This window comes from Streptomyces sp. NPDC060027, from assembly GCF_042737005.1.
Taxonomy (GTDB): Bacteria; Actinomycetota; Actinomycetes; order Streptomycetales; family Streptomycetaceae; genus Streptomyces.
Map to the genome: position 1 here is coordinate 1 of NZ_JBHWVI010000141.1, position 23,175 is coordinate 23,175.

Here is a 23,175-nt window from a genome sequence, read left to right on the forward strand (position 1 = left end):
CCCGGACGTGGTCCGGGGCCGCCTCGGGTGGGCTGTCGGGAAGGGTCAGTTGGGCGACGGTTCGAGGCTGTTCACGAACGCCTCCAGGTCGCTGCGCCGGATGCGGCGGGAGCGACCGCGCTTCACGTACTTGAGGAGTCCATCGGCCATCAGCTCGTAGACGGTGGAGCGGCCGAAGGACAGAACCTCGGCGGCGGCTTCGGGGGTGTAGAGCAGTTGGTCGGTTGCCAGGCGTGTGCTGCTCATCGGGACGTGTCTCCTCTGTGGGCTCGGGGTCCCTCTCAGAAGTCCGCTACATCCGCTACATCGCTACAGCGCAGGTCAGCGGCATGATTTTTGTAGCGGACGGGTCGGATGTAGCGGCTACGGCCGTTTCGGGGCGGGTGGCCGTAGCCGCTACATCGGTGGCTGCCGCTACAGATTCAGGGGCTCTGACCTGGGATGTAGCGGCGTAGCGGATGTAGCGGACCCTGGCGGAGGGCAGTAGCGCGACCACGCGTCTTCGAGGTCTTTGGCGAAGAATCCTTTGAGGACTCCGCCGGCGGTTCGGATGTTGCGGGAGACGACCGGGTCCCCTTCGGCGGTGACGTAGTCGCTGAGCATTCTGGACAGGCGCCGGTTGTCGAGCGGCTTGCCGTTGAGGTCGGCCCACGGGGCGTCGTCGAGGGCGTTGAGGCGGTCGAGGATGGCGACGGTGGGTAGGCGGTCGATGCCGATGAGGACGTAGTCGCGCAGGTCCGTCAGGAGCCGGATTCCGATGCTGCCTTTGTCGTTGGCGCGGGAGGCGTTGACCAGGGTCACGCAGGCTTCGCGGGCCCGCTGGGGCCAGCCGCCCCCGGCGGCATCGGCGACGGCGAGCAGGGGTTCCCACACGTCCGCCGGGCGGTCGGTGACCCCGTCCGGGAGAGCGGGGAAGGCGCCGGCGACCTGCTTCTCCACCGACTCGGCCCACTTGGCGAGGCGGTCACGGATTTGGTTGCCCTCGCGCACGTGGATACGGGTGCGGAACGGCTCCGCCTTCTCGTTCCTGGCCCGGCGGCGCATGCGGATGATGACGGAGCGGGTGAGGATCGTGTCGGGCAGGGAGCCGAGTCCGGCGACGGCGACGGCGCAGTACGAGGGGAAGCCCTGTACTTGCTGGTTGGAGCCATCCCCGACGCACCGGTACATGGGACGTCCGCGTGCGTGGCCTGCGTTGATGAATCCGCGGAGCTGCTCGTTGTCTCCGGCCTTGGGGCCGAAGATGGTGTCGATCTCGTCGAACAGGATCGTTGGCCGACCGCCGTCGATGCCGGCCACGGACCGGAACAGGGCTGCGGCAGATGCGTCCGCAGCGGCCATGGAGCGCGGCACGAGGGTTTCGACCACGTCCAGCGCGCGGGACTTGCCCGACCCGGGTTCGGGGGAGAGGAAGGCGAGGCGCGGGGTGGAGTCGAAGCAGTCGAGCAGGTGAGCGTGTGCGTCCCACAGCGCCACGGCGACGTAGGCGGCTTCGTGCGGGAAGACGTTGAAGCGTCGGTGGAAGGCTTCTACCTCGTCGAGCAGCGCGGCCCCGTCGATGGTGTCGGTCATGCGGCGGCCCTCCCTTCCTGGGTGGCGCGGAGCAGGCAGGTGTGGCGATGTGCTTCGTGGTCGGCGATCAGTACGTGCACCCCGGCGTGGCCGATCGCGCTGCGGTCCCTGCCGCACAGGCACCTCGAGGTGGCCGACGGCGTGGCCCGATACGGCGCGCAGATGGTGAGCCACGCCACCGGATAGCGGCCGTCGCCCGGGTGCGGGTCAGGGCGAACAGCAATGGGGACGCCTTCGGCGACGCCCTTCGGCTCGCCCACGGCCGCCGTGTCCACAGGCTGTGGAGCGGCGGGCGGGACATCCGGGGTGGTGGTGATGCTCTTCAGAGGGGGATGCCGGCGGGTGCTCATGCCGCATCCCGGCGGTTCTGGTTGTGGGCGATGGACCAGTTGAGCGCGCTGCGGATGGTGGAGCGGCACTCGGACGCGGACAGTCCGACCGCCTCGCCCCCTTCCTGAAGAGCCTGCTCCACCACATGCCGGGGGAGGTCGCCCCACGCGACGAACCGCCCCACGGCGCGTGCGGCACGGAACAACTTGGCTTCGCGCTCGCCGACTTGAGCCGAGGCGACGTTCCGGCACTCTTCAGTGAGTGCTATGTCAGCGTATCGGCGCGATTGCCCCGCTACGGCCACCGAAGGAGCCTGAGAGCCCTTGGGGGCCGGTTGCAGGATGCTTTGGAGCCACGGAGGCAGACAAGTCACCACAGGGCCGCACAGGGCCTCATAGCTCCCCGCGGGGGTGGTGCTGCCCGCGGCGACGACGTATCCGCCCCACGCGCGGGTGTCGACCGAATCGGCAACGGTGCCTTGGGTGTTGGTCATCCGGACGCCGGGCGGGGCGGTGAAGTAGAGGTGGGTTCCGCCGCTCGCGGTCCGGACCCGGTAGGTGTTGGGGACGGCGTGTCCGGCGCGCTCGCAGAGCGCTGCGAAGGTTGTCGCGCCGTCAGGTGCGTCCGAACTGCCCTTGTGCTCCGGCGTGTCCAGATCGACCACCAGGAGCCCGGAAGGGCCGGTTGCGATGCCGACGTTGAACGGCCCGTGCGACCAGGTGGCGCGGATGCGGTCGGGGTCTGTCGTGGCGCGCTGCTCCCACTTCCGGTGGCCGTTCTCGCACGGCCCGGTGCCGGGGCATGTCCGCTCGCCGTGCAGTGCCGGGAGCTTGATGCCGGGGCGCAGGGGGAAGACGTGCCAGCCGCGAGCGGCGGCCGTCAGGGCTGCGGCGAGTAAGGACCCTCGCCGGGTGTCGGTTGGTTGCGTCATGCTGGATGTCTCCAGTTCCGTGGATGGGTGCTGGTTGGCAAGGGCGGCCCCGCGGCTTTGGCGAGACGGTGGGGGCCGCCCTTGGCGTAGCTAGCTGTAGAAGCGGTTGCGTTTGATCACGGCTTTGCGGATGTGGACCGTGGTCCCGTTCTTGGGGCCGGATGCGCCGAAGATCTGTACGGCGAGCCATCCGCCGAAGATGACGGCGGCGAGGGTGATCAGTTGGGTGATGAGTGCGGTGAGTGCGGCGATGAACGTCGTCAGGAGCAGCAGTCCGCCGCAGGCGGCGCCGAACCCGATGCCTCCAAGGGCGATGTTCACGGCCGTCCGGGAGACGGGCGGTTTGGCCGCGAGCGGTTCGGGCTGGACGGGGTTGATCGCGTAGCCGGTGACGACCCGCCCATCGGGCAGGACGACGCTCGCCACGGTCGGGACGCTGCCCGGCTGGACGGGCACGGGGGGCGCCGACGCCACAACGGCGGGCGCCATCGGGGTGGGGTGGTGGACTTCCACGGCGGTCACGGGGTGGCTGTTGGCGACGTGCTCGGGGTACATGCGGAATCCCTTCCGGTGCACGGTTGGGGAGGCGGAGGCACACCCTTGGGGGTGGGCTGTGGAGGGGGTTTTCGGGGGCTGGCCTGCGAGGCCTCCCCGCCTCCCTGGAACGGTGTTTTCGCTGATCAGCGTGGGGGAGGTGGTCCGGGGAGGGGGTTGGGGAGTTCTCCCCGCCTCCCCGGGCCGGGAGGGTGCGCCTCCCCGCTACTGGGTGGCGGAAGCGGAACCGTCCGTGTCGCGGTTGGCGAGGGCGCGGGTGACGTCGTCTCGGCGGACGACCATGCGGCCGTGCGACTTGTACGGCGCCACCCCGTAGGCGTCCAGCACGCGCTTGAGGTCGATGAACGACCAGCCGCCGTAGGCGTCCTCGTCGAAGATCCCGAGCCGCTTGACGATGTCCTGGGTGTGCGAGCGCTCCGCATCCCCGATCACCGTGAAGACGTCCGCGAGTGCATCGCGGTCCTCGCCCCGCTCGATCACGGTGAGGGTGGTGACCCCGTCCCGCATCGCCTTGGCGCGGTTGGCGATCTCGGTCGCGTCGTCGGTGCTGATGTAGTGCGTACGGACGGTGATGGACGCCTGTCCCTTGGGGATCGCGATGCCGTCGGAGGCGATGACCAGCGTTCCTTTGTCGAGTCCGGGGCGCAGCAGGTGCGGTGCGGCGCCGCCGTCGACGGCCTTGTCTCCGAGCGCCATGCGGGCTTGGGAGTCCGAGCCGAGGGCGAGGGAGGCGCGGGTGTGGGCGCCCTCGCGGACCAGCTTGGGCAGGTTCTGATCGGTCGGGTCCTGGGTGCCCTGCCAGAGCAGCACGTTCACGGCGCGGCCCTGGTTGTGGATCTTCCGCGCGGCCATGAAGTAGCGGGAGGTGGAGCTGGAGCCGCCATACGGGCGCTTGTCGTCATCCTTGACCGGGCACATGAACGCGACCTGCGCCTCATCCACGATCACAATCAGCGCCGGGAACTGCGTTCCGGGCGGTGCCTGGAGGCGACGGTTCATCTCCTGCACCGCGTCCTCGGCCATCTCGGTGACCTGGATGACGTGCTCGTCGGTCGGCCCCTGAATCAAGCGGGTGGCGAGTCCGTCGCACATGGCCCAGTCGCCGGCGCCCTTGAGGTCTCCGATCCAGAACTCCACCGACCGGTCGAGCGCGAGCCACAGGGCGATCGAGCGGAGCGCGGCGGTCTTGCCCTGGTTGGACAGACCCGTGATCAGAAGGTGGCGCTGGTAGACGGACAGCGTCGCAGCATCCCCGCGCAGGTCCTGGCCCCAGGGGGCGCGGCCCTTGACGTAGTCGGCGGTCATCGTCTCGTCCGTGACCAGCGGAGACGGTCCGATCGGCTCGTCCAGAGCCCCGGAGTCGGCCACCCACAGACGGACGGTGCGGGCCGCTTCCGGGATGGTGATGAACACCTCGTGCTCGTGCCGGGTCAGGTTCTCCGCGAGCTTGCGCCGCTTGCCCTGCACCTCGTTGGTCGCCACACCCGAGGGCAAGGTGACGTCGACTTCCACGCCGCATCCCGCGATCCGGATCGGACCGAGCATCGACGCTCCGGCGTCACCCATCTCCTTGATCGCGTTCCGCAGGGCGGGTACGCCGAGGTCGCGCAGTGCCTTGACCACGATCGACGGCGTGATGGGCTCGCCCTCGCTATTGCGGACGGTGTCGGGCAGGGCCCATGCCGGTGCGGCTTGCTGCTTGCTGCCGATCGCCCACAACGCGAGCAGGGCCAGGAAGGGCCCGATCGCGAGGGCCGGTCCCCACACCACGCGGACGATGGTGATGAGCAGGTTGATGAAGTCGATCGTGGCCATTAACGGGGTGACGACCTGCGTGACGTCCTTCGTCGCGATCGCCATCACGATCCCGAGGGCGACCAGCGATCCGACACCCATACCGGCGCTCACGGCCACGCCCTTGGCCGCGTCGATGGGTGAGTGGAGCAGGTCCATGCGGCGGCGGTGGCGGGCCTCGCGGAAGTGCTGCCCGCGCTCCTCCCACTCGGTCGCCATCTCGTGGTTGCCCGCGGCTTCGGCCGCGCGGAACATCCGCTCGTACCGGGACGCGGTCCGCCCGTCCCACGTCCGCTTCGCCGCAATCTTCGCCCCGCCCGCGACGTAGAGCGTGTGCCGGGCAACGGCGCGAGCGGTCGTCTTGGTCGTCTCGTGTGTCATCACGGTCTTGACCGCCCGACCCGACCGGACCCACAGCGGAACGGGCACGGCGGATGCCGGTTCGGGGACCACGCTCAACGTGGTCACGGTGGCCGACTCGGGAGCCGATTCAGTGTTCTTGTGCAGGTGAACGACGTTGTCACTCATGTTGGAGACACTTCTGACTGCCCCGTGTCCGGGGGGAACGTGAAGGGTGGGGAGATCACTGCGCAGTGGTGCGGGGCGGGCGGCGGCGCTGGTGCGCGTCACCACCAGCGGGACTTCTTCGGCACGATGTGGGGGTGGCCGTTGACCATGTGGTCCACGCACTGCGGGCAGTCCTCGCGCGGCCGGAGGTTGCGGTGGGCGCGGGGGTCGTGGGCGTGCTGCCAGCACTGCGGGCACTCCCCGGGAGGCGTGTTCAGACCGGCCACGGTCACCACCAACCGGAGGACTTCTTTGCGGCCTTGGCCTGCGCAGCCTCGGTGACGAGTCGCTGCCGTTCGACCTGCAGCGCGGTGATCTCTGCGATGAGCCGCGTTTCTGCGGAGGTGGAGACGGAGTCGATCCGGTTGTCGGCGCGGCCGGTGCTCTTGCCGCGCAGGACCCGGTAGGAGCCGCCGGCGAGCGCGGCGAGCATCTGGCGCCGCTCCGATCCGGTCAGCGGCCACAGCTCGCCCTTGCGGACGGCATCGAGCTTGCGGTTCGTCTCGCGGATGGCCTGGTCAAGGCGTCGGGTGTTGGGCTTTCCCATGGTCAGTCCGTCCTTCCGGCGTGCGGGGCGAGGATGAGGTGGATGTCGGCGAGCTGGACGGTCGAGCCCTGCGAGCGCAGCCATGCGGCGACTTCGCGGGTGACGCGGTCCCAGCAGAAGGAGGTGGGGACGGTGACGGTTCCGTGGGCGAACGCCCGGCCCTCGCCCGGCATGGTCACGTGGGCGTGCCACGCGTAGTCGATGGTGCTCGGGGCAGCGTTGGTGCTGGTCACGGGGAACTCCAAGGTGTGGTGGGAGAGTTCAGGTGGCACGTTCGGCGAGCAGGGTGTCCCGCAGCGTGCGGGCGTTCGCCGGTGACGTGCGGACCGTGCGTCGGATGCCTTCCGCCGTGATCTGCGCGTCCGACCAATCGGCCGTTGCGGTGCGGGCCTCATCGAGCAGTTGAGCCGCCGTCCGGCGCGGCCGTGCCGATCGGGCCGCCTCGGGAACGCGTCCCGTCGCCCGACGCGATCGGGTCGACTCAGCGGCCACCGGACGCCGCTCGATCGCCGCGACCGGAGCAGGCGCCGGGGTCGGGATCGGTTTGGCGAGTTGGGTCGACTTCAGGAAGTCGACGGTCACCGGGTCGGGCATCATCAGCGGCACCACGGGGGCGGGTGCCGGGGTCGATACCGGGAGGTCAGCCGTAGACCGATTCTTCAGGGTCTCGGTAGATTCCTCCGCTTTCGCGTCCGGCCCGGGAATCGGGTCGGGGCGGTGATGCAGGACCTTGGCGACCAGATCCGAACCGAAGTAGATCGACCCGACCGGAAGCGACGTCGCGAGCAGGACCAGGGCCCAGTTCGCGGGGTTCCAGTCGGCGAGGCGCGTCCAGTCGAGTTGCGCGTCGTGCAGCTTCGGGACCAGGCCGTGCACGTAGTTGAGGACCAGCGAAGCCAGCGTGTAGGCGCCCAGTACCCGCAGTGCGAAGTCCCGCGCCTTGTCCGTCAGGACCAGCGTGGCGACCAGGGCCAGGGCCATTAGTCCGTCGACCACGAACGGGTAGAGCGTCGCGGCCGTGTTGTCCGCACCGACCGCGTTGGCGATGTCCCGCAACGCGTTCCACGAGACCCGGAACGCCATGGCGACCACGGCGACCAGGGCGAGCACTAGGGCGGCCCGTCCCTTGCGGTGAAGGTTCATGCCGCGCCGCCCGTCGTGCTCGCATCGGCGGTGCGGTTGGCCAGCTCACGGCGGGCGGCCAGCACGCGACGGTGGGCCCGGCGGATCCGGCGGGCGTCCAGCTTGGTCGGCGTGCGGTCCAAGGTGATGATCTGTGCGTCCAGCAGGGCGATGTCCGCCGTGATGACCGGCATCTCCCGCTCGATGGCGTCCAGCTCCGCATCCGTCGGCTCCATGAAGTCGGCGAACGCGGTAACAGCTTCCTGAACAGTGACGATGGGGTTCATTGGGTCGTGTTCCTCTCTCAGGTGGAACGGCCCGAACAGCGGTCCCGGGTCTAGCCACCCGGGGCCGCGCGCCGTTGAAGTCGGACATCCGGTCGTCCGGCTCTCCGCGCTCCCGTCAGTCCGGCTGCCGCTTGCAGCGTCGGCCGGACGGGCGGGAGAGACAGCCGGCCGCAGCGAAGAAGCCGCGAGCCAGGAAGTGGACCCGGGTGGTTCAGGCGCCGGCCGTGGGTCCGTCCGGCGGCGCCTGTCGATGTCGTCGGTTCACACCGACCTCCCGCGAGTGCGCTGGGACACGGCTTCACCGGTCCGCCCTTGCGGGGCGGACCGGTCCCGAGCCGGGGAGTCGGGCGCGTCATCGTCACTGCTCTGACGCCAGCAGGGCGGCGCACACCGGGTGGCACCCGACGGGTTGACCTCCCGTGAGAGAGGGATGATCCCGAGGGCTGTTCTCCAGAGCCGAAGTGCGGGGAAGTGGCCGCCGGCGAACCTCACCCGGTCGCCACGGGGACGGGGACTCTCACCCCGCCAATCAAGTCACCCTGTTGAGTTCTCAACCAATCGCCGACAAGGGGCTCCTGTGAGAGCGAGCTGTCCCGAACCGACTGGGCGTTGAAGCAGCCCAAAGAAGGCCCTTCCGGCTCACTGTCCTAGGACTGCGAGCGGCCTGAGATGAGAATGCACCGCAGTCCCAGGACTGTCAACAGTCCTAGGACTGTGCTTCACTGGGACGCGTCGAGAGGAGTTCTGCAGTGGCACCGAAGTGGCGGGAACTGGCGGACAAGCTCGCCGAGCAGATCAGGAGCGGCGCGTATGCTCCGGGCGTCCAGTTGCCCCAGATCAGGGACCTTGTGGCGGCAGGCGAGGGCTCAAAGGACACAGTCCACAAGGCCTACAAGGCGCTTGAGGTTCAGGGACTGGTGACCTCGTCGCGTGGCCACGGCACCGTGGTGCGGCAGCAGACGCCACTCAAGCGGCTCGGTATCGCGCGGTACGACAAGGCGAAGTGGCGCGACGGCGACGAGGTGGCGTTCATCGCCGACCGGGTAGCGTCCGGGCGCGCGTACCGCCGGAACGAGCAAACCCAGAACGTCAGCCGGGTGCCGGCGCCGCCGCTCGTGGCCGAAGCGCATGGACTGCCCGAGGGCGCATATGTGTACGCGCGGGCGCGGCTCGTAAAAGAGGGCTCGCAGCCTACGCACACCCTGACCAGCTACTACAGGCCCGAACACGTTGAGGGCACACGGATCGTGGACCCGACTCCGGGCCCCGCCGGCCGTGGTGGTGGCTTCCGCGTCCTATATGACGCCGGGTACGAGATCGACCACATGAAGGAGGAGCTGTTCGCGCGGGTCCCTACTGACGAGGAAGCCCAGCTCTTGCAGCTCTCGCCGGGGGAGTGGGTAGTCGAACTGCACCGCACCACGTACACCGCTGACGGGACCGTTGTGGAGTTCGCGATCGGTGTCCACGCGGCCACTCGGTTCTCGTGGTCGTACGACTTCCAGGTGCCCGACACAGCGAACACGGAAGGCGAGAGCAAGTGATCTCGACGCAGGCATGGGCCGACGCGCAATTGCTTTGGGACTTCCAGCAGATGGGCCACGAGCCGCGCCCATGCTCCGTGGCGATCGGACTCGGCAGCCATGACCTGGGGGTGGCCGACACCACCGTCGACCTGTACGAGCGCGGGATGATGCCGTTCATCGTCTTCACGGGGGCGACCAGCCGTACGACGCGCGAGCGCATGCCCCGCGGTGAAGCCGAGCACTACCGAGAGCGGGCGATCGAACTTGGGGTTCCCGCGGACGCCATCCTTGTTGAGCCGCAGGCACGAAACACGGGCGAGAACATCCGCTTCTCGCGAGCCCTACTCGAAGGCCGAGGCGTTCCCGTGGCCTCGGTCCTGTTGGTCAGCAAGCCGTACGAGGAGCGACGGGCGTATGCCACGGCGCGGAAGCTCTGGCCGGATGTCGAATGGGTGAGCGCGTCCACGCCCATGACGCTCGCTGAGTACGTCGATTCGATCCAGGACGGGCGTCTCGTCATCGACATGCTGGTCGGAGCGCAACAGAGGCTCATGGTTTACCCGCGCCAGGGGTTCATGATCGAGCAGACGATCCCCGATGACGTGGCGGCGGCCTACGAGCGACTACGCGCCGAAGGCTTCACCAGTCGGCTCTTGGCGGACAACGTGACCCGAGGCTGACCACGGGTGCTTGCTCTCAGAGCGGCAGAACTTTCCCTTGTTTCGTGTATCCCTCCCACGTTTCGGCTTTCGCACTAGCATTGATGCATGAGCATCCCACCCGCGTCCGACCATGAATACGACGTTTGCTTGTCCTTCGCAGGAGAGCAACGGGCATACGTCCAAGACGTTGCGAGTTCTCTGAAAGAGAATGGGGTGCGAGTCTTTTACGATGACTATGAGAAGGCAGCTCTTTGGGGGAAGGATCTATACGAGCATCTTGACTACGTATATAGTCGTGCAGCTCGTTACTGCGTGCTTTTTGTATCCAGCGATTATGCACACAAAGTATGGACCAATCACGAGCGCAAGAGTGCTCAAGCGCGCGCCATTTCGGAAAATCAGGAGTACGTACTTCCGGTTCGTTTCGACGAAGCTGAAATACCTGGATTGCGCTCAACAGTGGGATTTGTCGACGCGTCGTCGTTGACGCCGGCGGAGCTAGCAGGCCTTGTTCGTGAGAAGCTTGGCCCTCGGGTTCGATCTAACTTCTTCCCACCTTACCCAGACAGGTTGCTCGCAGCCCTGGAACCATCGGCTGCTGAAGAGGAAATCGCGCTCACAGTCTCCCATTCGTTCGTGCAGACGTTGCATAGGATGACGGTCGATGAACGTGAGCTCGTTTCCTTTATTTTCCTCAACGGCTGTTCAACGCAGATGCCGAAAAACATGCATATCGAGTTGGAGATAGTTCGTCGCGTGCTGGGACTGCCATTTCAAGAGGCCATTGAAAAATTGCGCCGATTGTCAACCCTCGGGTTCAACATTGAAACCCGAGAAGGCCTAGATCACGAATCCGAGCTAGTCGTAGTCGTCGATTGGGACGACAGGTCAATGACGTCGGTCGATGACCCCTATGCCGAGGAATTCTCCACGCTTGTGGCGGTCACGGTCCTAGATGTCGGCACTGGTGACGGCTGCGCCACTTGCTTCAAGAACTGTATCGAGTTCTTGGACTTCTCGAATCTTTCAAGCGTCACTGAATGACTCGTGTAGTCGATTCGGGCTATGGCTCCGCCGGAGCGTCGGCATCTCATCTTTCCAGGCAATTCGTGTGTTCTGTATGATGTCTGATCATCGGTATCGGATCTAGGGGACAGTGTGTCTTCGAGTAGCTCTGGCGGTTCTTCCATTTCTCCGGAAGAGATCAAGCACCTTGAGTTCATTCAATCAGTTGTGACTCGGCTTGGAAACGGATCGTTCCTAATTAAAGGGTGGACGATGACGATTGCCGGAGTCTTCTTCGGTGTCTCGGCAAATAACCCAAGCTGGAAAATCGCTGCGGCAGGCATAATCCCTGTTGCAGGTTTCTGGTTGCTTGATAGCTACTTCCTAAGGCAGGAAAGGCTTTTTCGTAAGCTTTACGACGACGTGCGGAGACCTGTCGTTGATGTTGAGCTATTTTCGATGAACGTGCAGCCTTATCATGCTGTGGTGCCTTGGGGAAAAGTCATCTTCTCGCACACGATGGTCAACTTCTATGGCGCGTTGGCCTTCGTAGACATCGCTTTTATCATCGGTGGAATTGTGAGGACCGTTAACGGTTGAGCTGCTCCCGCAGCATTTCGGCAACTTCTGCCTTTACTTCGCCTGCCCAGGGTTGGCTCGGAGGCCAGATATCGCCGAAGCCGTCCCCAGTCCATCGAGGTACTAGATGTACATGGACGTGAAAGACAGACTGGGAAGCGGCCTCCCCGGAAGAATTGATGACGTTCATGCCGTCCGGACGCACGGCAGTACGGAGACCCCGACCTACGAGAGCTACAGCTTGCATTAGATCACACAATGCAGAATCGGGTGCATCGAAAAAGTCAGCGTAATGCGCCTTGGGAATCACTAGAGTGTGCCCCAATGCGGCAGGGCGGAGTGGAAAGAAAGCCATGTTGTTCGCGTCTTCCCAGACGATGGTGGCTGGCGCTCTTCCCGCTCCGATGGCGCAGAAATCACACTCCCGCACGGCTACCTCCCGTCGTAAGCAGCCTCGACCCACTTGCTCAGACTGTTGTACCCATCATCGTTGACCCAGTCGTAGGTCGCGTACTGGGGGTTGAGCGGATTGAGGCCTCTGGTGTCCCTATTTCCGTTCTGATCGCGGATGTTGTGAATATAGATCCCGAACAATCCGTTGCCCCGCGCAATACTCTGGTCGATCTCGTATCGCACCCAGCGTCGTTTAAACGTTTCTGAGCCGATGAGTACCGCAGTCACGGTGGTGCCGTAAAGGGCATCTTTGATGAGCTTGCGCAATGCGTCATCACCCTTCAGCTTCGACTCTTCCCAAAGGGATGCGTCGATGAATTCCGGGGCGATATCAGTCTTGAGAGCAGCGCTCTTTCGTACTACCGACGCGCGCCAAACATCGCGCTCATAGTGGAAGCTGAAGAAGGTGCGACGAGCCACGGTCTCCCCTTTGCACGCTGACTGTCTCGACCGTTCAGCTTTGGCTGATCGCTTCGGCTGAGACTGGACGTAGCGTACTCCGGCAACGGCGACCAAAGGGGGGAAACGGGGAAAGACGGCCGCGCCACCTGTGAACCACTGCAGCAGGTCAGAGGCACACCGCTCGAATACAGAGCGGCTGCCCAAGGCGCTTCGGGAAGAACAGGTCGCGGTCGCAATCGCGGTCTCAATCACTATTCGTTCCGGGGTGGTCCGCTGGTGTCTGGCGAGGTCCGGAAGGTCGTCTGAACAGGCACGCGAGCCCCACGGCGGACGTCCGTGGACACCCCCGAACCAAGATCCGACAGCTTGTAATGCGTAGGTCGTCGGTTCGAATCCGACAGGGGGCTCGATCGGAACCCAGGTCTTGTGACCTGGGTTTCTTGCTGTCCGGTGGCTTGACCGCCCCGGAGTCGGCTGGGCCGGTGGATGGTCCATCCTGCGGGGGAGGCCGGATCAGCCTCCTTCCGGATAGGGGCCCATCGGGGGAATCTCCTTGTCCCGGTGGCCGGCCTTGCAGCCCGCGAAGGGGCCGGTGGGGTCGCGCAGTGAGGCCATGACGTGGGCGAGGTGGTCGCGGTGCCACAGCGCGGGACCGCTCAGCCCGCCCGTCTGCGCGGTCAGCTCCTGCCAGGCCATCCACAGACCGTCGGTGCCGACCTTGTCGAGGATGCCGTGCGCGTCCGTTCGGTCTCCGCGTAGGGTCCGGGTACTCCGGCCAGGGCGGTGCCGTGCCAGAGGGCCGGCGCGGCGCTCAGCAGCCGGACCGCTCCGCGGATGTCGCCCGCGGCGCGGCGGGCCTCGGCCTGTGTCAGGCCTTCCTCGAACTCGTCGAGATCGCCTGCTGTCTCCTCGGTCCGCAGGGCGTATCCGTCGCCGATGGACACCACGAGCCGGTGCGGCGCACCGGGGGCCGTTCGGACTCCAGCAGTTTGCGCAGCCGCGACACATGGGTGCGCAGCACGGGGACGGCGCCGGGCGGCGGGTCGTGGCCCCAGATGGGTCGTGTGCGCGGCGAGTCGCCCGGGTTGCCGGTGCGGAGCAGGCGGCTCCGCCCGCCGGGGCGCCTGAACTCAGCCGCGTTTCCCGAGGGCGTCCAGTGCCTCGTCCGTCAGCCGGTACATCGTCCACTCGTCCTGCGGGCGCGCGCCCAGCGACTCGTAGAAGTCGATCGAGGGCCGGTTCCAGTTCAGGACGGACCACTCCAGACGCTGGTAGCCGCGCTCCCGGCAGATCCGCGCGAGCTCCGTGAGCAGCGCCTTGCCGTGGCCCGCGCCGCGCGCCGTGGGGCGTACGTACAGGTCCTCCAGGTAGATGCCGTGGACGCCGCGCCAGGTCGAGAAGTTCAGGAACCACAGCGAGAAGCCGACCGGCTCGCCCGTGGTGTCGTCCTCCGCCATGTGCGCGTACGCGGCCGGGTTCTCCCCGAACAGCGCCTCGCGCAGCTGCTCCGGTGTCGCCCTCGCCTCCTCCAAGACCTTCTCGTACTCCGCGAGTTCACGGACCAGGGCGTGGATGACGGGAATATCGTCGGGGGTCGCGGTACGGATCATGCGACGAGACTAGCCGCGGCGGTCTCGTAGCCGCCGTCCGATCTCCAGGCGGTCCGGAACGCCTGCTTCGGCGGCCTCGCGACGAAGTTCCGGCCCGCCGGTCCGCCGGACTCCTCCTGTGTCGCGGCCGGACCGTCCGGAATGTCGATCACATAAGGGACACTACGGGCATGGGTGAATCGGGTCATGCGTTCTGACCGGGGCTTCCACAGGGTGTGGATGTACGTGCGCGGTGCCCCGGGCACGTACATCTGGCTGACGATTCTCTTCATCACCACCGTGGCCATGCACCACATGTCTCCGGATTTCGAAGAGGACTTCCTGCGGCAGCGTTCGACGAACATCCATGAGCTGTCGAACAACCCGGTGCGGGTGCTGTTCGCCAGCGCGATGTGGATCGACGGCGGGCACTGGCTGCCGTACGCCGTCCTCTACACCGTCTTCCAGGCGCCGGCCGAACGCTGGCTGGGAACCGCGCGCTGGCTCGTGGTGTGTGTGGCCGCGCATGTGCTGTCGACGCTGATCAGCGAGGGTGCGCTGCTCTGGGCGATCCGGCACGGCATGGCCCCGCACTCCGCGGTCGACACCCTCGACATCGGGGTGAGCTACGCCCTGGCGGGGGTGATCGGCGTGCTCACGTACCGGATCGCGACGCCCTGGCGGTACGCGTATCTGGTGGTCGTGCTGGCGGTGTACGGGGTTCCGTTCGTGACCGCGCGCACCTTCACCGATCTCGGGCATTTCACCTCCGTTCTGATCGGTCTCGCCTGCTATCCGCTGGTCAGAGGGCGGGGAAAAGCACGGAATCCGAAGGAGACAGTCGACACCCCCCGGGGTTAACGTCCCGCTCATGAGCAGTTCGACGAGCAACGTCGTGAACGGCGGCATCTCCTTCTGGTACGCGGACGACGGCCTCCCCGCCCCCCGGGAGCCCCTGCCCGGCGACGCCACCGCCGATGTCGTGGTGGTCGGCGGCGGCTACACGGGACTGTGGACCGCGTACTACCTGAAGAAGGCGGCCCCCTTCCTGCGCGTCACCGTCCTGGAGCAGAAGTTCTGCGGCTACGGCGCCTCGGGGCGCAACGGCGGCTGGCTCTACAACGGCATCGCGGGCCGCGACCGGTACGCGAGGCTGCACGGCCAGGAGGCTGCCGTACGCCTCCAGCAGGCCATGAACGACACCGTGGACGAGGTCGTCCGGGTGGCCGCCGAGGAGGGCATCGAGGCCGACATCCACCAGGGCGGCGTCCTCGAAGTGGCGTACACGCCCGCCCAGCTGGGCCGGCTCAAGGCCTTCCACGCGCACGAGCTGTCCTACGGCGAGAAGGACCGCGAGCTGTACGGCGCGAAGGAGACCGCCGGGCGGATCCGGGTCGCCGACGCGGTGGGCTCGACCTGGACCCCGCACGGGGCCCGGCTGCACCCGGTGAAGCTGGTCAAGGGCCTCGCCGCGGCCGTCGAGGCGCTCGGCGTCACCATCCACGAGCAGACGCCGGTGACCGAGATCCGCCCGAAGCACGCGGTGACGCCGTACGGCACCGTCCGCGCCCCCTACATCCTGCGCTGCACCGAGGGCTTCACCGCGAACCTCAAGGGCCAGAGGCGGACCTGGCTGCCCATGAACTCCTCCATGATCGCGACGGAGCCGCTGACCGCGGAGCAGTGGGCGGAGATCGGCTGGGAGGGCCGCGAGACGCTCGGCGACATGGCGCACGCATACATGTACGCGCAGCGCACCGCCGACGACCGCATCGCGCTCGGCGGCCGGGGTGTCCCGTACCGCTTCGGCTCGCGCACCGACAACGACGGCCGCACCCAGCAGGCGACCGTCGACGCCCTGCACGAGATCCTCGTCCGCTTCTTTCCCTCGCTGACCGGCGTCCGGGTCTCCCACGCCTGGTCGGGTGTCCTCGGTGTCCCGCGCGACTGGTGCGCCACGGTCACCCTGGACCGCTCGACGGGCCTCGGCTGGGCCGGCGGCTACGTCGGCTCCGGCGTCGCCACCACCAACCTCGCCGCCCGCACGCTGCGCGACCTCGTGCAGTGGGACTCCGGCCAGGCGGGCGCGACCGACCTGACCGCCCTGCCCTGGGTCGACCACAAGGTCCGCAAGTGGGAACCGGAGCCGTTCCGCTGGATCGGCGTCCACGGCATGTACGCGACCTACCGCACGGCCGACCGCCGCGAACTGACCACCCACAGCGCGGAGTCGTCGCGGCTGGCGCGGCTCGCGGACCGGGTGTCGGGGCGCCACTGACCCGGTCCGGAGGCGGCCGGAGTCGTCAGCCCACGGATTCCGGCACCGCCGCGCCCGACGCGGCGTGCTTCGGGGCCTTGGCCGTGACCATGAGGCCGGCGACCAGGCCGGCCAGCAGCAGGATGCCGGTGGCCCACCAGATGGCCACGGTGTAGCCGTGGACGACGCCCTCGCTGACGACCTGTGCCTTCTGAGCGGGGTTGCGGAGATGGGCGGCGATGTAGGTCGCGCTGCTGGTGGTGGCGATGGTGTTCAGCAGGGCCGTGCCGATGGAGCCGCCCACCTGCTGCGAGGTGTTGACCGTCGCGGAGGTCACGCCGGCGTCCTGCGGGGCGACCCCGGCGGTCGCGGTGGCGAAGACCGGCATGAAGACCAGGCCCATGCCGAGCCCCATCAGGAGCAGACCGGGCAGCAACTGGCCCGCGTAGTCGGAGTCGACCGTGAGCTGCGTGAAGATCACCATGCCGCCGGCGGCGAGGATCGTGCCCGGGACCATCAGCATGCGCGGCGCCACATGGGGCAGCAGCCGCGCCGAGATCTGCGTCGAACCGATGATGATCGCGACGGTCAGCGGCAGGAACGCGAGACCGGTCTTCACCGGCGAGTACCCGAGGGTGACCTGGAGGTAGTAGGTCATGAACAGGAACATGCCGAACATGGCGATGACCGCGAGCCCCATCGTCAGGAAGCAGCCGGCGCGGTCGCGGTCCTTGACGATGTGCAGCGGCAGGAGCGGGCTCGGCGCCCTGTTCTGCCACCACACGAACGCGACCAGCATCGCGACTCCGCCCGCGATGAGGCCCAGCACCAGCGAGTCCGTCCAGCCGCGCGAGTTCGCCTCGCTGACCCCGTAGACGATCGCCACGAGTCCGCCGCAGCCCAGCACCGCGCCGGGCACGTCGAGCCGGACGTTCTTGTGGCCGGGCCGGTCGCGCAGCAGCCCGAACGCGCCGATCACCGCGATGACCGCGATGGGGATGTTGACGTACAGGCACCAGCGCCAGTTCAGGTACTCCGTCAGCAGGCCGCCGACGATGAAGCCGATCGCCGCCCCCGAGCCCGCCAGTGCCCCGTAGATGCCGAAGGCCTTCCCGCGTTCCTTCGGGTCGGTGAAGGTCGTGGTCAGCAGGGACAGCGCGGAGGGTGCCAGCAGGGCGGCGAAGGCCCCCTGGAGCGCGCGGGCGGCGAAGAGCATGCCGGACGTGGTGGCCGCGCCGCCGATCCCGGACGCGACGGCGAAGCCGATCAGCCCGATGACGAACGTGCGTTTGCGGCCGACGAGGTCGGCGATCCGGCCGCCGAGCAGCAGCAGCCCGCCGAAGGCCAGCGTGTAGGCGGTGATGACCCACTGGCGGTTGCCGTCGGACATGCCGAGAGCGTGCTGCGCGGACGGGAGCGCGATGTTCACGATGGTCGCGTCCAGCACGACCATCAGCTGGGCCAGCGCGATGATCACCAGCGCCCACCAGCGGTGGGGGTCGGGACCCACGGGCGCCTGTTGTTCACCTGTCCGGGTGACACTCATTCGCTCAGAAGACCATGAAACGGGATGAGTCGCATCTTCGGCTGGGACGGCGTCGCGGGACGCGTTCTTCGGGTTCGGAGTCATGGTTCCAGCACCACCTTTCCGATCGTGGCCCTGTTCTCCAGGGCCCGGTGCGCGGCGGCCGCCTCGGCCAGTGGGAAGCGGGTGACTGCCGGGGTGAGGCGCCCGGCCGCGGCCTCGGCCAGGGCCCGCAGTTCCAGGGTCCGTACGGGGTCGGGGCCGCCCGCCTTCCGCATCATCACGGGGCCGAGCACCTGCTCGGACACCCCTTCCACGAGGTAGGGGGAGCCGTCGCGGATGCCCTCGCCCGACCAGCCGAAGACGATGTGCCGGCCGCCGGGTCCGAGCAGGGCGACGGCGTCCCGGGCGACGGCGCCGCCGACGCCGTCGAGCACGACGGTCGCCGCCCGGCCGCCGAGGTGCGCGCGGACCTTCTCCGGCCAGCCGGGGTCGGTGTAGTCGACGGCCGGATCGGCGCCGTTCGCGCGGGCCCGCGCCACCTTCTCCGGGCCGCCCGCGAGGCCGACCACGGTCGCTCCCGCGTGGTGCGCGTACTGCACGAGGAGTGTGCCGATGCCACCCGCGGCCGCGGGCACGACGACCACGGAGGAGGGGCCGAACTCGGCGAACTGCACGATCCCCAGGGCCGTACGTCCTGATCCGATCATCGCGACGGCCTGCGCGAAGTCGAGGTTCTCGGGGACGTCGTGGAGGCGCTCGACATCCGTGACGGCCAGCTCGGCGTAGCCCCCGGGGGCGAAACCGAGGTGGGCGACGACGCGCCTGCCGAGCCAGAGTCCGGCGACGCCCTCGCCGAGGGACTCGACGGTTCCGGCGACCTCGCGGCCGGGGATCGTCGGCAGGGCGGCGGGCGCGGGGGCCGGGCCGCCCCGCATGCCCTCGCGCAGGGCGGTGTCCAGGAGGTGGACGCCGGCGGCGGCCACGGCGATACGGACCTGGCCGGGGCCCGGCTCGGGGTCCTCGGTCCGCTCGTGGACGAGGTTCTCGGCGGGACCGAAGGCGTGCAGGCGGATCGCGTACATCGGGGGCTCCTCAAAATCTACGAGGTTCGGGGTCCGTGAGGCCCGCGGGAGCTCCTCGTGAGGTCGGTGGAACGTCACTCTTCAACCTCAAGCTCGCTTGAGGTCAAGGCGCTCCCGGATCCGCAGGGCCAGGGCCACGGCCTCCATCGCGCTGTTGAAGGAGACCTCCGAGAGCACTCCGGGAGCGGCGACCTGGTCGCCCACGAGGTAGACGCCGTCGCCGCGGTCGATGCGGGGGCGGTCCCGCCAGCTGGTGCCGGGCAGGTCGACCGCGCCCGTACGGCCGTTCGCGACGCTCTCGCGCCGCCAGGTGACCCGCTCGCGCCAGCCCTCGAAGGCGAGGTCGAGCAGATGCTCGGCGCGCGCGACGCCGTCGGCCCCGGACTCTCCCGGCGCGATCGGGATCTGCCCCTGGAGCAACTGCTCCCCGGCGGGAGCGAGGGTGCGGTCCCGCGCGGTGAACCGCTCGATCCAGCCCGGCGCGTCCAGGTCGGAGACGGCGAACGCGTCGCCGCGCCGGCTCCGCAGAGCCAGGTCGACGAGGGCGGTACGGCCGCTCGTCCAGGTCAGCGACGCGTCCTTGAGGAGGCGGCGGGCGGAGTCGAGCGAGGTGGCGACGACGACCGGGCCCCGGTCAACGGGGAGCGTGTCCACCCGGGTCAGCGTCTCCATCCGTACGCCGAGGTTCCAGGCCCGCGCCGCCATCCGGTCGATGACGTTCGCCCAGCCGCCCCGGGGACAGTGCGCCTCCGGCGGCAGTTTCATGGCCCGGCGCAGCCGCTCCTGCACGAACGCCGCGGACAGCGACCCGGGATCGTGATGGAAGAGGGCGACGGCGGAGTAGTGGGCGGCGGCCCGCGCGCCCTCCGCTCCGGCCTGTCCGGTCGCCCAGGTCATGAAGTCGACGTCCGCGGGAGCCTGTTGGCAGGAGCGGCGGAGCAGCTTGAGCATCGCGAAGGGCGGGGTGCGGCGCAGCACGCCCTTGTGGCGCAGCCGCAGCCGCGCGGCCTCCAGGGGCGGGATCGGGGCGAGGGCCCCGATCAGATCGCGCTGTTTGAGCCAGGTCCAGTGCGGGCCGGCGCTGTAGAGGGCGTGCGGTCCCTCGTTCGTCCGGTACGGGCCCTCGGCGGTCCGGGCGCGCCCGCCGAGGGTGTGGTGCGCTTCGTACACGGTGACCTCGGCCCCCGCTTCGGCGGCGGTGATCGCGGCGGTGAGTCCGGCGAAGCCGCCGCCGATGACGGTGATGCGGTGCATGGCTGGAGGTCTCCCTTGCTCGGGTTCGGACGGGTTCCGACAGCAGGCCTTGCTGTGAGTACGACTGGTTGGGCCGCCGGAATGTGACATGCGGGGAGTTCTCGCAGGCCAGGGGCGATTGTCAGTGGGGGCGGGCAGGATGGGGGCATGGCGAGGAGAGCGGCGGGCGGGCAGGGTGGGACGGCTGCGAAGGCGTCGGGGCCGAAGGCGGCACGGCGGCCGGAGGTGCGGCTGCCCGCGCTGGAGCCGTACGCCGGCGCGGAGTTGGAGCCGGACGGTGATTACGACGGGCTGGAGTTCCGGGACCAGGACTTCGCCGGGCAGGACGGCGGGGGAGCCCGCTTCATGGACTGCGCGCTGACGGGCTGCGCGCTGGACGAGACGCGCCTGCACCGCGCGCGCGTGCTGGACTCGGTTCTGACGGGCATACGGGGTGTGGGCACCGATCTGGCCGAGTCGACGCTGCGTGATGTCGAGGTCGTCGACGCCCGCCTCGGCGGAGTGCAGCTGCACGGCTCGGTCCTGGAGCGGGTGCTCGTGCGCGGCGGGAAGATCGACTATCTGAATCTGCGCAAGGCGCGGCTCAAGGACGTCGTCTTCGAGGGCTGTGTCCTGGTCGAGCCGGACTTCGGGGGCGCCCGCCTGGAGCGGGTGGAGTTCGTGGACTGCGTCCTGAAGGGGGCGGATCTCACCGGGGCCACCCTGACGGACGTGGACCTGCGCGCGGCGGCGGAGCTGGACATCGCGCGGGGCGTGGACCGGCTCGCGGGCGCGGTCATCAGCACGGCCCAGCTCCTGGATCTGGCACCGGTGATGGCGGCGGCGCTGGGGGTGCGGGTGGACGGCGGCCCGGCGGGGGACTGAGGCTCCCGCCCGGACGGGGTCTAGGAGATGCGCGGGAAGCGGGCCTGGAGGGTCCAGATCGCCGGGTTCTCGGCGAGGTCGTCGTGCAGGTCGGTGAGGTCCGCGAGCAGGTCGTGCAGGAAGTCGCGGGCCTCGCGGCGGAGCTCGGTGTGGGAGAAGGTCAGCGGTTCCTCGTCGCCCGGCATCCAGTCGGCCTCGATGTCCACCCAGCCGAAGCGGCGCTCGAAGAGCATGCGGTCGGTCGACTCGGTGAAGTCCAGCTCCGCCTGCTGGGGGCGGGAGGCCCGGCTGCCGAGCGGGTCGCGGTCCAGCTGCTCCACGATGTCGCACAGCGCCCACGCGAAGTCGAGCACCGGCACCCATCCCCAGCCTGTGGACACCTCCCGGTCCGCCTTGGTGTCGGCGAGGTAGACGTCACCGCAGAACAGGTCGTGCCGCAGCGCGTGGACGTCCGCGCGGCGGTAGTCGGTCTGCGGGGGGTCCGGGAAGCGGTTGGAGAGGGCGTAGCCGATGTCGAGCACGTAGGTGATGGTGTCACGCCGGGGGTACCGCTTCCCGCTCGGCGGTTTCCTGTCGCCGGCCGGGGGTGCGGGGCCGCTCCGCGTTGCGGGGCCGAGGGAGCTCAGGGCCGTCTCGGGTGCGCGAGGCGCGGGGCCGGGGGCTGTGCCGGCTCGTCGCACAGGGGCGGCGGTTTCCGGCCGGGTCGGGGGCCTCCGGCCGGTGGGTGTCCGCTCCCCCCGCGGCCGGGGCGTGCGGCCGCCTAGGATCGCGGATGTGCCCCGATCTTCCGTCACCGTCCCCTTTGCCCTGGCCCTCTCGCTCGTCCTCGGCGTCACCGCCTGCGGCGGGGACGACGTGCACGGGAAGCCCGGCGCGTCCGGTGTCGGCGACCCGTACTTCCCGAAGATGGGCAACGGCGGGTACGACGTCACGCACTACGGACTGACCCTGTCCTACGAGCCGCGGGGCAAGCGGCTGAAGGGGACGGCGGAGATCACCGCGCGGGCCGTGCAGGACCTCAGCGCCTTCCGTCTGGACCTGCTGGGGCTGAAGGTCTCCGACGTCACCGTCGAGGGCCGCGACGCCGGCTGGAGCCGGGCGGGTCAGGAGCTGACCGTGCGCCCGCACGACGACCTCGACCAGGGGGAGACGTTCCGGGTGACGGTCCGCTACTCCGGAACCCCCAAGACGATCACCGACCCCGACACCTCCGAAGAGGGCTGGCTGCGCACGGCCGACGGCGCCCTCGCGCTCGGGGAGCCCACGGGGTCGATGACCTGGTTCCCCGGCGACCACCACCCCTCGGACAAGGCGGCGTACGACGTCAGGATCACCGTCCCGGAGGACCTCCAGGCGGTCTCCAACGGTGAGTTGACGAGCGAGACGACCGCGAAGGGCCGTACGACGTACGCCTGGCACACGGCCGAACCGATGGCGAGCTATGTGGCGACGCTCGCGATCGGCCGGTACGACATCACCCGCTCCACGACGAAGAACGGGCTGCCGGTGTACGTGGCGGTGGACCCGACCCAGGCGGAGGCGAGCAAGAAGGTGCTCGGGGGGATCCCCGGGATCATGGACTGGGCGGAGTACAACTTCGGCCCCTATCCGTTCTCCTCCACCGGGGCGATCGTGGACCGCGGCGAGGACGCGGGCTACGCCCTGGAGACCCAGACGCGCCCCGTCTTCCCCGGTGCCCCCGACACCGCGACCCTGGTCCACGAACTGGCCCACCAGTGGTTCGGCGACTCGGTCACCCCGAAGTCCTGGCGGGACATGTGGCTCAACGAGGGGTTCGCCACCTACGCGGAGTGGCTGTGGCAGGAGGACCACGACGGCGACACGGCCGACGAGATCTTCAACTCCCTCTACCGGGGCGACTACCGCGAACCGGCCGACAACAGCGAGATCTGGGCCTATCCGCCCGCCGAGCCGACCGAGGCCGCGCAGATCTCCGACCCGCCGGTCTACTACCGCGGCGCGATGGTCCTGCACAAGATCCGCGAACTGGTGGGCGACGACACCTTCTACGACATCGTCCAGGGCTGGACCGCCACCCACCGCCACGCGAACGCGGACACGGCCGACTTCACCGCTTACGTCGAGAAGACCGCGCCGGACAAGGACTTCAGCGGGATCTGGAAGGACTGGCTGTACGGGAAGGGCAAGCCGGACCACCCGTGAGCCACCGGGCGCCGGGGGCGGCACGCCTTCCGGGACGCACGAGAGCAGCCCCCGGCCGAAGTCCGGGGGCTCCTCTCGATGGTGC

At 68.6% G+C, this 23,175-nt stretch carries 28 protein-coding genes and 1 pseudogene; 8 read left to right on the forward strand and 21 right to left on the reverse strand.

The window, feature by feature from the left end:
• Window positions 1-45: 45 nt before the first annotated feature.
• From ACFWBT_RS28665 to ACFWBT_RS28715, 11 genes are all read right to left on the reverse strand, one after another.
• Window positions 46-246: a helix-turn-helix domain-containing protein gene (locus ACFWBT_RS28665; RefSeq protein ID WP_385705551.1), complete on the reverse strand. Its 201-nt coding sequence runs from the start codon at window positions 244-246 to the stop codon at window positions 46-48.
• A 168-nt stretch (window positions 247-414) separates the two neighbouring features.
• Window positions 415-1,572: a DUF3631 domain-containing protein gene (locus ACFWBT_RS28670; protein WP_385705552.1), complete on the reverse strand. Its 1,158-nt coding sequence runs from the start codon at window positions 1,570-1,572 to the stop codon at window positions 415-417.
• On the reverse strand, window positions 1,569-1,922 hold the full coding sequence (locus ACFWBT_RS28675) for a hypothetical protein (protein WP_385705554.1): 354 nt from the start codon (window positions 1,920-1,922) through the stop codon (window positions 1,569-1,571). Before ACFWBT_RS28675 ends, ACFWBT_RS28670 begins: the two co-directional genes overlap by 4 nt.
• On the reverse strand, window positions 1,919-2,833 hold the full coding sequence (locus tag ACFWBT_RS28680; RefSeq protein WP_385705556.1) for a bifunctional DNA primase/polymerase: 915 nt from the start codon (window positions 2,831-2,833) through the stop codon (window positions 1,919-1,921). Before ACFWBT_RS28680 ends, ACFWBT_RS28675 begins: the two co-directional genes overlap by 4 nt.
• 90 nt (window positions 2,834-2,923) lie before the next feature.
• Entirely contained in the window at window positions 2,924-3,388 is a 465-nt protein-coding gene (locus tag ACFWBT_RS28685; RefSeq protein WP_385705558.1) for a hypothetical protein, read from the reverse strand.
• 204 nt (window positions 3,389-3,592) lie between these two features.
• Window positions 3,593-5,710 carry an ATP-binding protein gene (locus ACFWBT_RS28690; protein WP_385705560.1) on the reverse strand — a complete coding sequence of 706 codons (2,118 nt, stop codon included), beginning with the start codon at window positions 5,708-5,710 and terminating at the stop codon, window positions 3,593-3,595.
• A gap of 98 nt (window positions 5,711-5,808) precedes the next feature.
• Window positions 5,809-5,982: a pRL2-8 gene (locus ACFWBT_RS28695; RefSeq protein WP_385705601.1), complete on the reverse strand. Its 174-nt coding sequence runs from the start codon at window positions 5,980-5,982 to the stop codon at window positions 5,809-5,811.
• Window positions 5,979-6,296 (reverse strand): hypothetical protein, encoded by a 318-nt coding sequence (locus ACFWBT_RS28700; RefSeq protein WP_385705561.1) that lies wholly within the window; start codon window positions 6,294-6,296, stop codon window positions 5,979-5,981. Before ACFWBT_RS28700 ends, ACFWBT_RS28695 begins: the two co-directional genes overlap by 4 nt.
• 2 nt (window positions 6,297-6,298) lie before the next feature.
• Window positions 6,299-6,529: a hypothetical protein gene (locus ACFWBT_RS28705; RefSeq protein WP_385705563.1), complete on the reverse strand. Its 231-nt coding sequence runs from the start codon at window positions 6,527-6,529 to the stop codon at window positions 6,299-6,301.
• A 28-nt stretch (window positions 6,530-6,557) separates the two neighbouring features.
• Window positions 6,558-7,439, reverse strand: coding sequence for a DUF2637 domain-containing protein (locus tag ACFWBT_RS28710; RefSeq protein WP_385705565.1), 882 nt, complete (start codon window positions 7,437-7,439; stop codon window positions 6,558-6,560).
• On the reverse strand, window positions 7,436-7,705 hold the full coding sequence (locus tag ACFWBT_RS28715) for a DUF6284 family protein (RefSeq protein ID WP_385705567.1): 270 nt from the start codon (window positions 7,703-7,705) through the stop codon (window positions 7,436-7,438). The genes ACFWBT_RS28710 and ACFWBT_RS28715 overlap by 4 nt, the downstream gene beginning before the upstream one ends.
• Window positions 7,706-8,454: 749 nt before the next feature.
• Between ACFWBT_RS28715 and ACFWBT_RS28720 the strand changes: the two genes are divergently transcribed.
• From ACFWBT_RS28720 to ACFWBT_RS28735, 4 genes are all read left to right on the forward strand, one after another.
• Window positions 8,455-9,249: a GntR family transcriptional regulator gene (locus ACFWBT_RS28720; protein ID WP_385705569.1), complete on the forward strand. Its 795-nt coding sequence runs from the start codon at window positions 8,455-8,457 to the stop codon at window positions 9,247-9,249.
• Complete coding sequence (locus ACFWBT_RS28725) at window positions 9,246-9,911, forward strand: YdcF family protein (protein WP_385705571.1); 666 nt, start codon at window positions 9,246-9,248, stop codon at window positions 9,909-9,911. The genes ACFWBT_RS28720 and ACFWBT_RS28725 overlap by 4 nt, the downstream gene beginning before the upstream one ends.
• Window positions 9,912-9,998: 87 nt before the next feature.
• A complete protein-coding gene (locus ACFWBT_RS28730; RefSeq protein WP_385705572.1) occupies window positions 9,999-10,937 on the forward strand; it encodes a toll/interleukin-1 receptor domain-containing protein in 939 nt (312 codons plus the stop codon).
• Window positions 10,938-11,171: 234 nt separating this feature from the next.
• On the forward strand, window positions 11,172-11,498 hold the full coding sequence (locus tag ACFWBT_RS28735; protein ID WP_385705574.1) for a hypothetical protein: 327 nt from the start codon (window positions 11,172-11,174) through the stop codon (window positions 11,496-11,498).
• Here ACFWBT_RS28735 and ACFWBT_RS28740 read toward each other — a convergent pair.
• The 6 genes and pseudogenes from ACFWBT_RS28740 to ACFWBT_RS28765 all read right to left on the reverse strand — a co-directional run bounded on the left by ACFWBT_RS28740 (window position 11,488) and on the right by ACFWBT_RS28765 (window position 14,094).
• Entirely contained in the window at window positions 11,488-11,940 is a 453-nt protein-coding gene (locus tag ACFWBT_RS28740) for an HIT family protein (protein WP_385705576.1), read from the reverse strand. The genes ACFWBT_RS28735 and ACFWBT_RS28740 overlap by 11 nt on opposite strands.
• Window positions 11,910-12,350, reverse strand: coding sequence for a TIR domain-containing protein (locus tag ACFWBT_RS28745; protein ID WP_385705578.1), 441 nt, complete (start codon window positions 12,348-12,350; stop codon window positions 11,910-11,912). Before ACFWBT_RS28745 ends, ACFWBT_RS28740 begins: the two co-directional genes overlap by 31 nt.
• Before the next feature lie 495 nt (window positions 12,351-12,845).
• A pseudogene (locus ACFWBT_RS28750) lies at window positions 12,846-13,037 on the reverse strand (DUF4913 domain-containing protein); the annotation flags it as partial.
• Window positions 13,010-13,279: a BTAD domain-containing putative transcriptional regulator gene (locus ACFWBT_RS28755; protein ID WP_385705580.1), complete on the reverse strand. Its 270-nt coding sequence runs from the start codon at window positions 13,277-13,279 to the stop codon at window positions 13,010-13,012. The pseudogene ACFWBT_RS28750 and the gene ACFWBT_RS28755, both read right to left, overlap by 28 nt.
• 183 nt (window positions 13,280-13,462) lie before the next feature.
• Window positions 13,463-13,942 (reverse strand): GNAT family N-acetyltransferase, encoded by a 480-nt coding sequence (locus tag ACFWBT_RS28760; RefSeq protein ID WP_385705581.1) that lies wholly within the window; start codon window positions 13,940-13,942, stop codon window positions 13,463-13,465.
• Window positions 13,939-14,094 (reverse strand): hypothetical protein, encoded by a 156-nt coding sequence (locus ACFWBT_RS28765; protein ID WP_385705583.1) that lies wholly within the window; start codon window positions 14,092-14,094, stop codon window positions 13,939-13,941. The genes ACFWBT_RS28760 and ACFWBT_RS28765 overlap by 4 nt, the downstream gene beginning before the upstream one ends.
• A gap of 34 nt (window positions 14,095-14,128) precedes the next feature.
• Between ACFWBT_RS28765 and ACFWBT_RS28770 the strand changes: the two genes are divergently transcribed.
• Both ACFWBT_RS28770 and ACFWBT_RS28775 read left to right on the forward strand, forming a co-directional pair.
• Window positions 14,129-14,782: a rhomboid-like protein gene (locus tag ACFWBT_RS28770; RefSeq protein WP_385705585.1), complete on the forward strand. Its 654-nt coding sequence runs from the start codon at window positions 14,129-14,131 to the stop codon at window positions 14,780-14,782.
• Window positions 14,783-14,792: 10 nt separating this feature from the next.
• Window positions 14,793-16,199 carry an NAD(P)/FAD-dependent oxidoreductase gene (locus ACFWBT_RS28775; protein ID WP_385705587.1) on the forward strand — a complete coding sequence of 469 codons (1,407 nt, stop codon included), beginning with the start codon at window positions 14,793-14,795 and terminating at the stop codon, window positions 16,197-16,199.
• Between the two features lie 25 nt (window positions 16,200-16,224).
• Here the strand turns inward: ACFWBT_RS28775 and ACFWBT_RS28780 are convergent, their stop codons facing one another.
• The 3 genes from ACFWBT_RS28780 to ACFWBT_RS28790 all read right to left on the reverse strand — a co-directional run bounded on the left by ACFWBT_RS28780 (window position 16,225) and on the right by ACFWBT_RS28790 (window position 20,042).
• Entirely contained in the window at window positions 16,225-17,724 is a 1,500-nt protein-coding gene (locus ACFWBT_RS28780) for an MFS transporter (protein ID WP_385705588.1), read from the reverse strand.
• A gap of 80 nt (window positions 17,725-17,804) precedes the next feature.
• Window positions 17,805-18,788 carry a zinc-binding dehydrogenase gene (locus ACFWBT_RS28785; protein ID WP_385705590.1) on the reverse strand — a complete coding sequence of 328 codons (984 nt, stop codon included), beginning with the start codon at window positions 18,786-18,788 and terminating at the stop codon, window positions 17,805-17,807.
• Window positions 18,789-18,875: 87 nt separating this feature from the next.
• Window positions 18,876-20,042, reverse strand: a complete 1,167-nt coding sequence (locus ACFWBT_RS28790; RefSeq protein WP_385705592.1) for an FAD-dependent oxidoreductase — start codon at window positions 20,040-20,042, stop codon at window positions 18,876-18,878.
• A gap of 147 nt (window positions 20,043-20,189) precedes the next feature.
• On the opposite strand from ACFWBT_RS28790, the gene ACFWBT_RS28795 reads away from it, so the two are divergent.
• Window positions 20,190-20,906, forward strand: coding sequence for a pentapeptide repeat-containing protein (locus tag ACFWBT_RS28795; protein WP_385705595.1), 717 nt, complete (start codon window positions 20,190-20,192; stop codon window positions 20,904-20,906).
• A gap of 20 nt (window positions 20,907-20,926) precedes the next feature.
• Here the strand turns inward: ACFWBT_RS28795 and ACFWBT_RS28800 are convergent, their stop codons facing one another.
• On the reverse strand, window positions 20,927-21,427 hold the full coding sequence (locus tag ACFWBT_RS28800) for a hypothetical protein (RefSeq protein ID WP_385705597.1): 501 nt from the start codon (window positions 21,425-21,427) through the stop codon (window positions 20,927-20,929).
• Between the two features lie 253 nt (window positions 21,428-21,680).
• On the opposite strand from ACFWBT_RS28800, the gene ACFWBT_RS28805 reads away from it, so the two are divergent.
• Window positions 21,681-23,090 carry a M1 family metallopeptidase gene (locus ACFWBT_RS28805; RefSeq protein ID WP_385705599.1) on the forward strand — a complete coding sequence of 470 codons (1,410 nt, stop codon included), beginning with the start codon at window positions 21,681-21,683 and terminating at the stop codon, window positions 23,088-23,090.
• Window positions 23,091-23,175 lie beyond the last annotated feature (85 nt).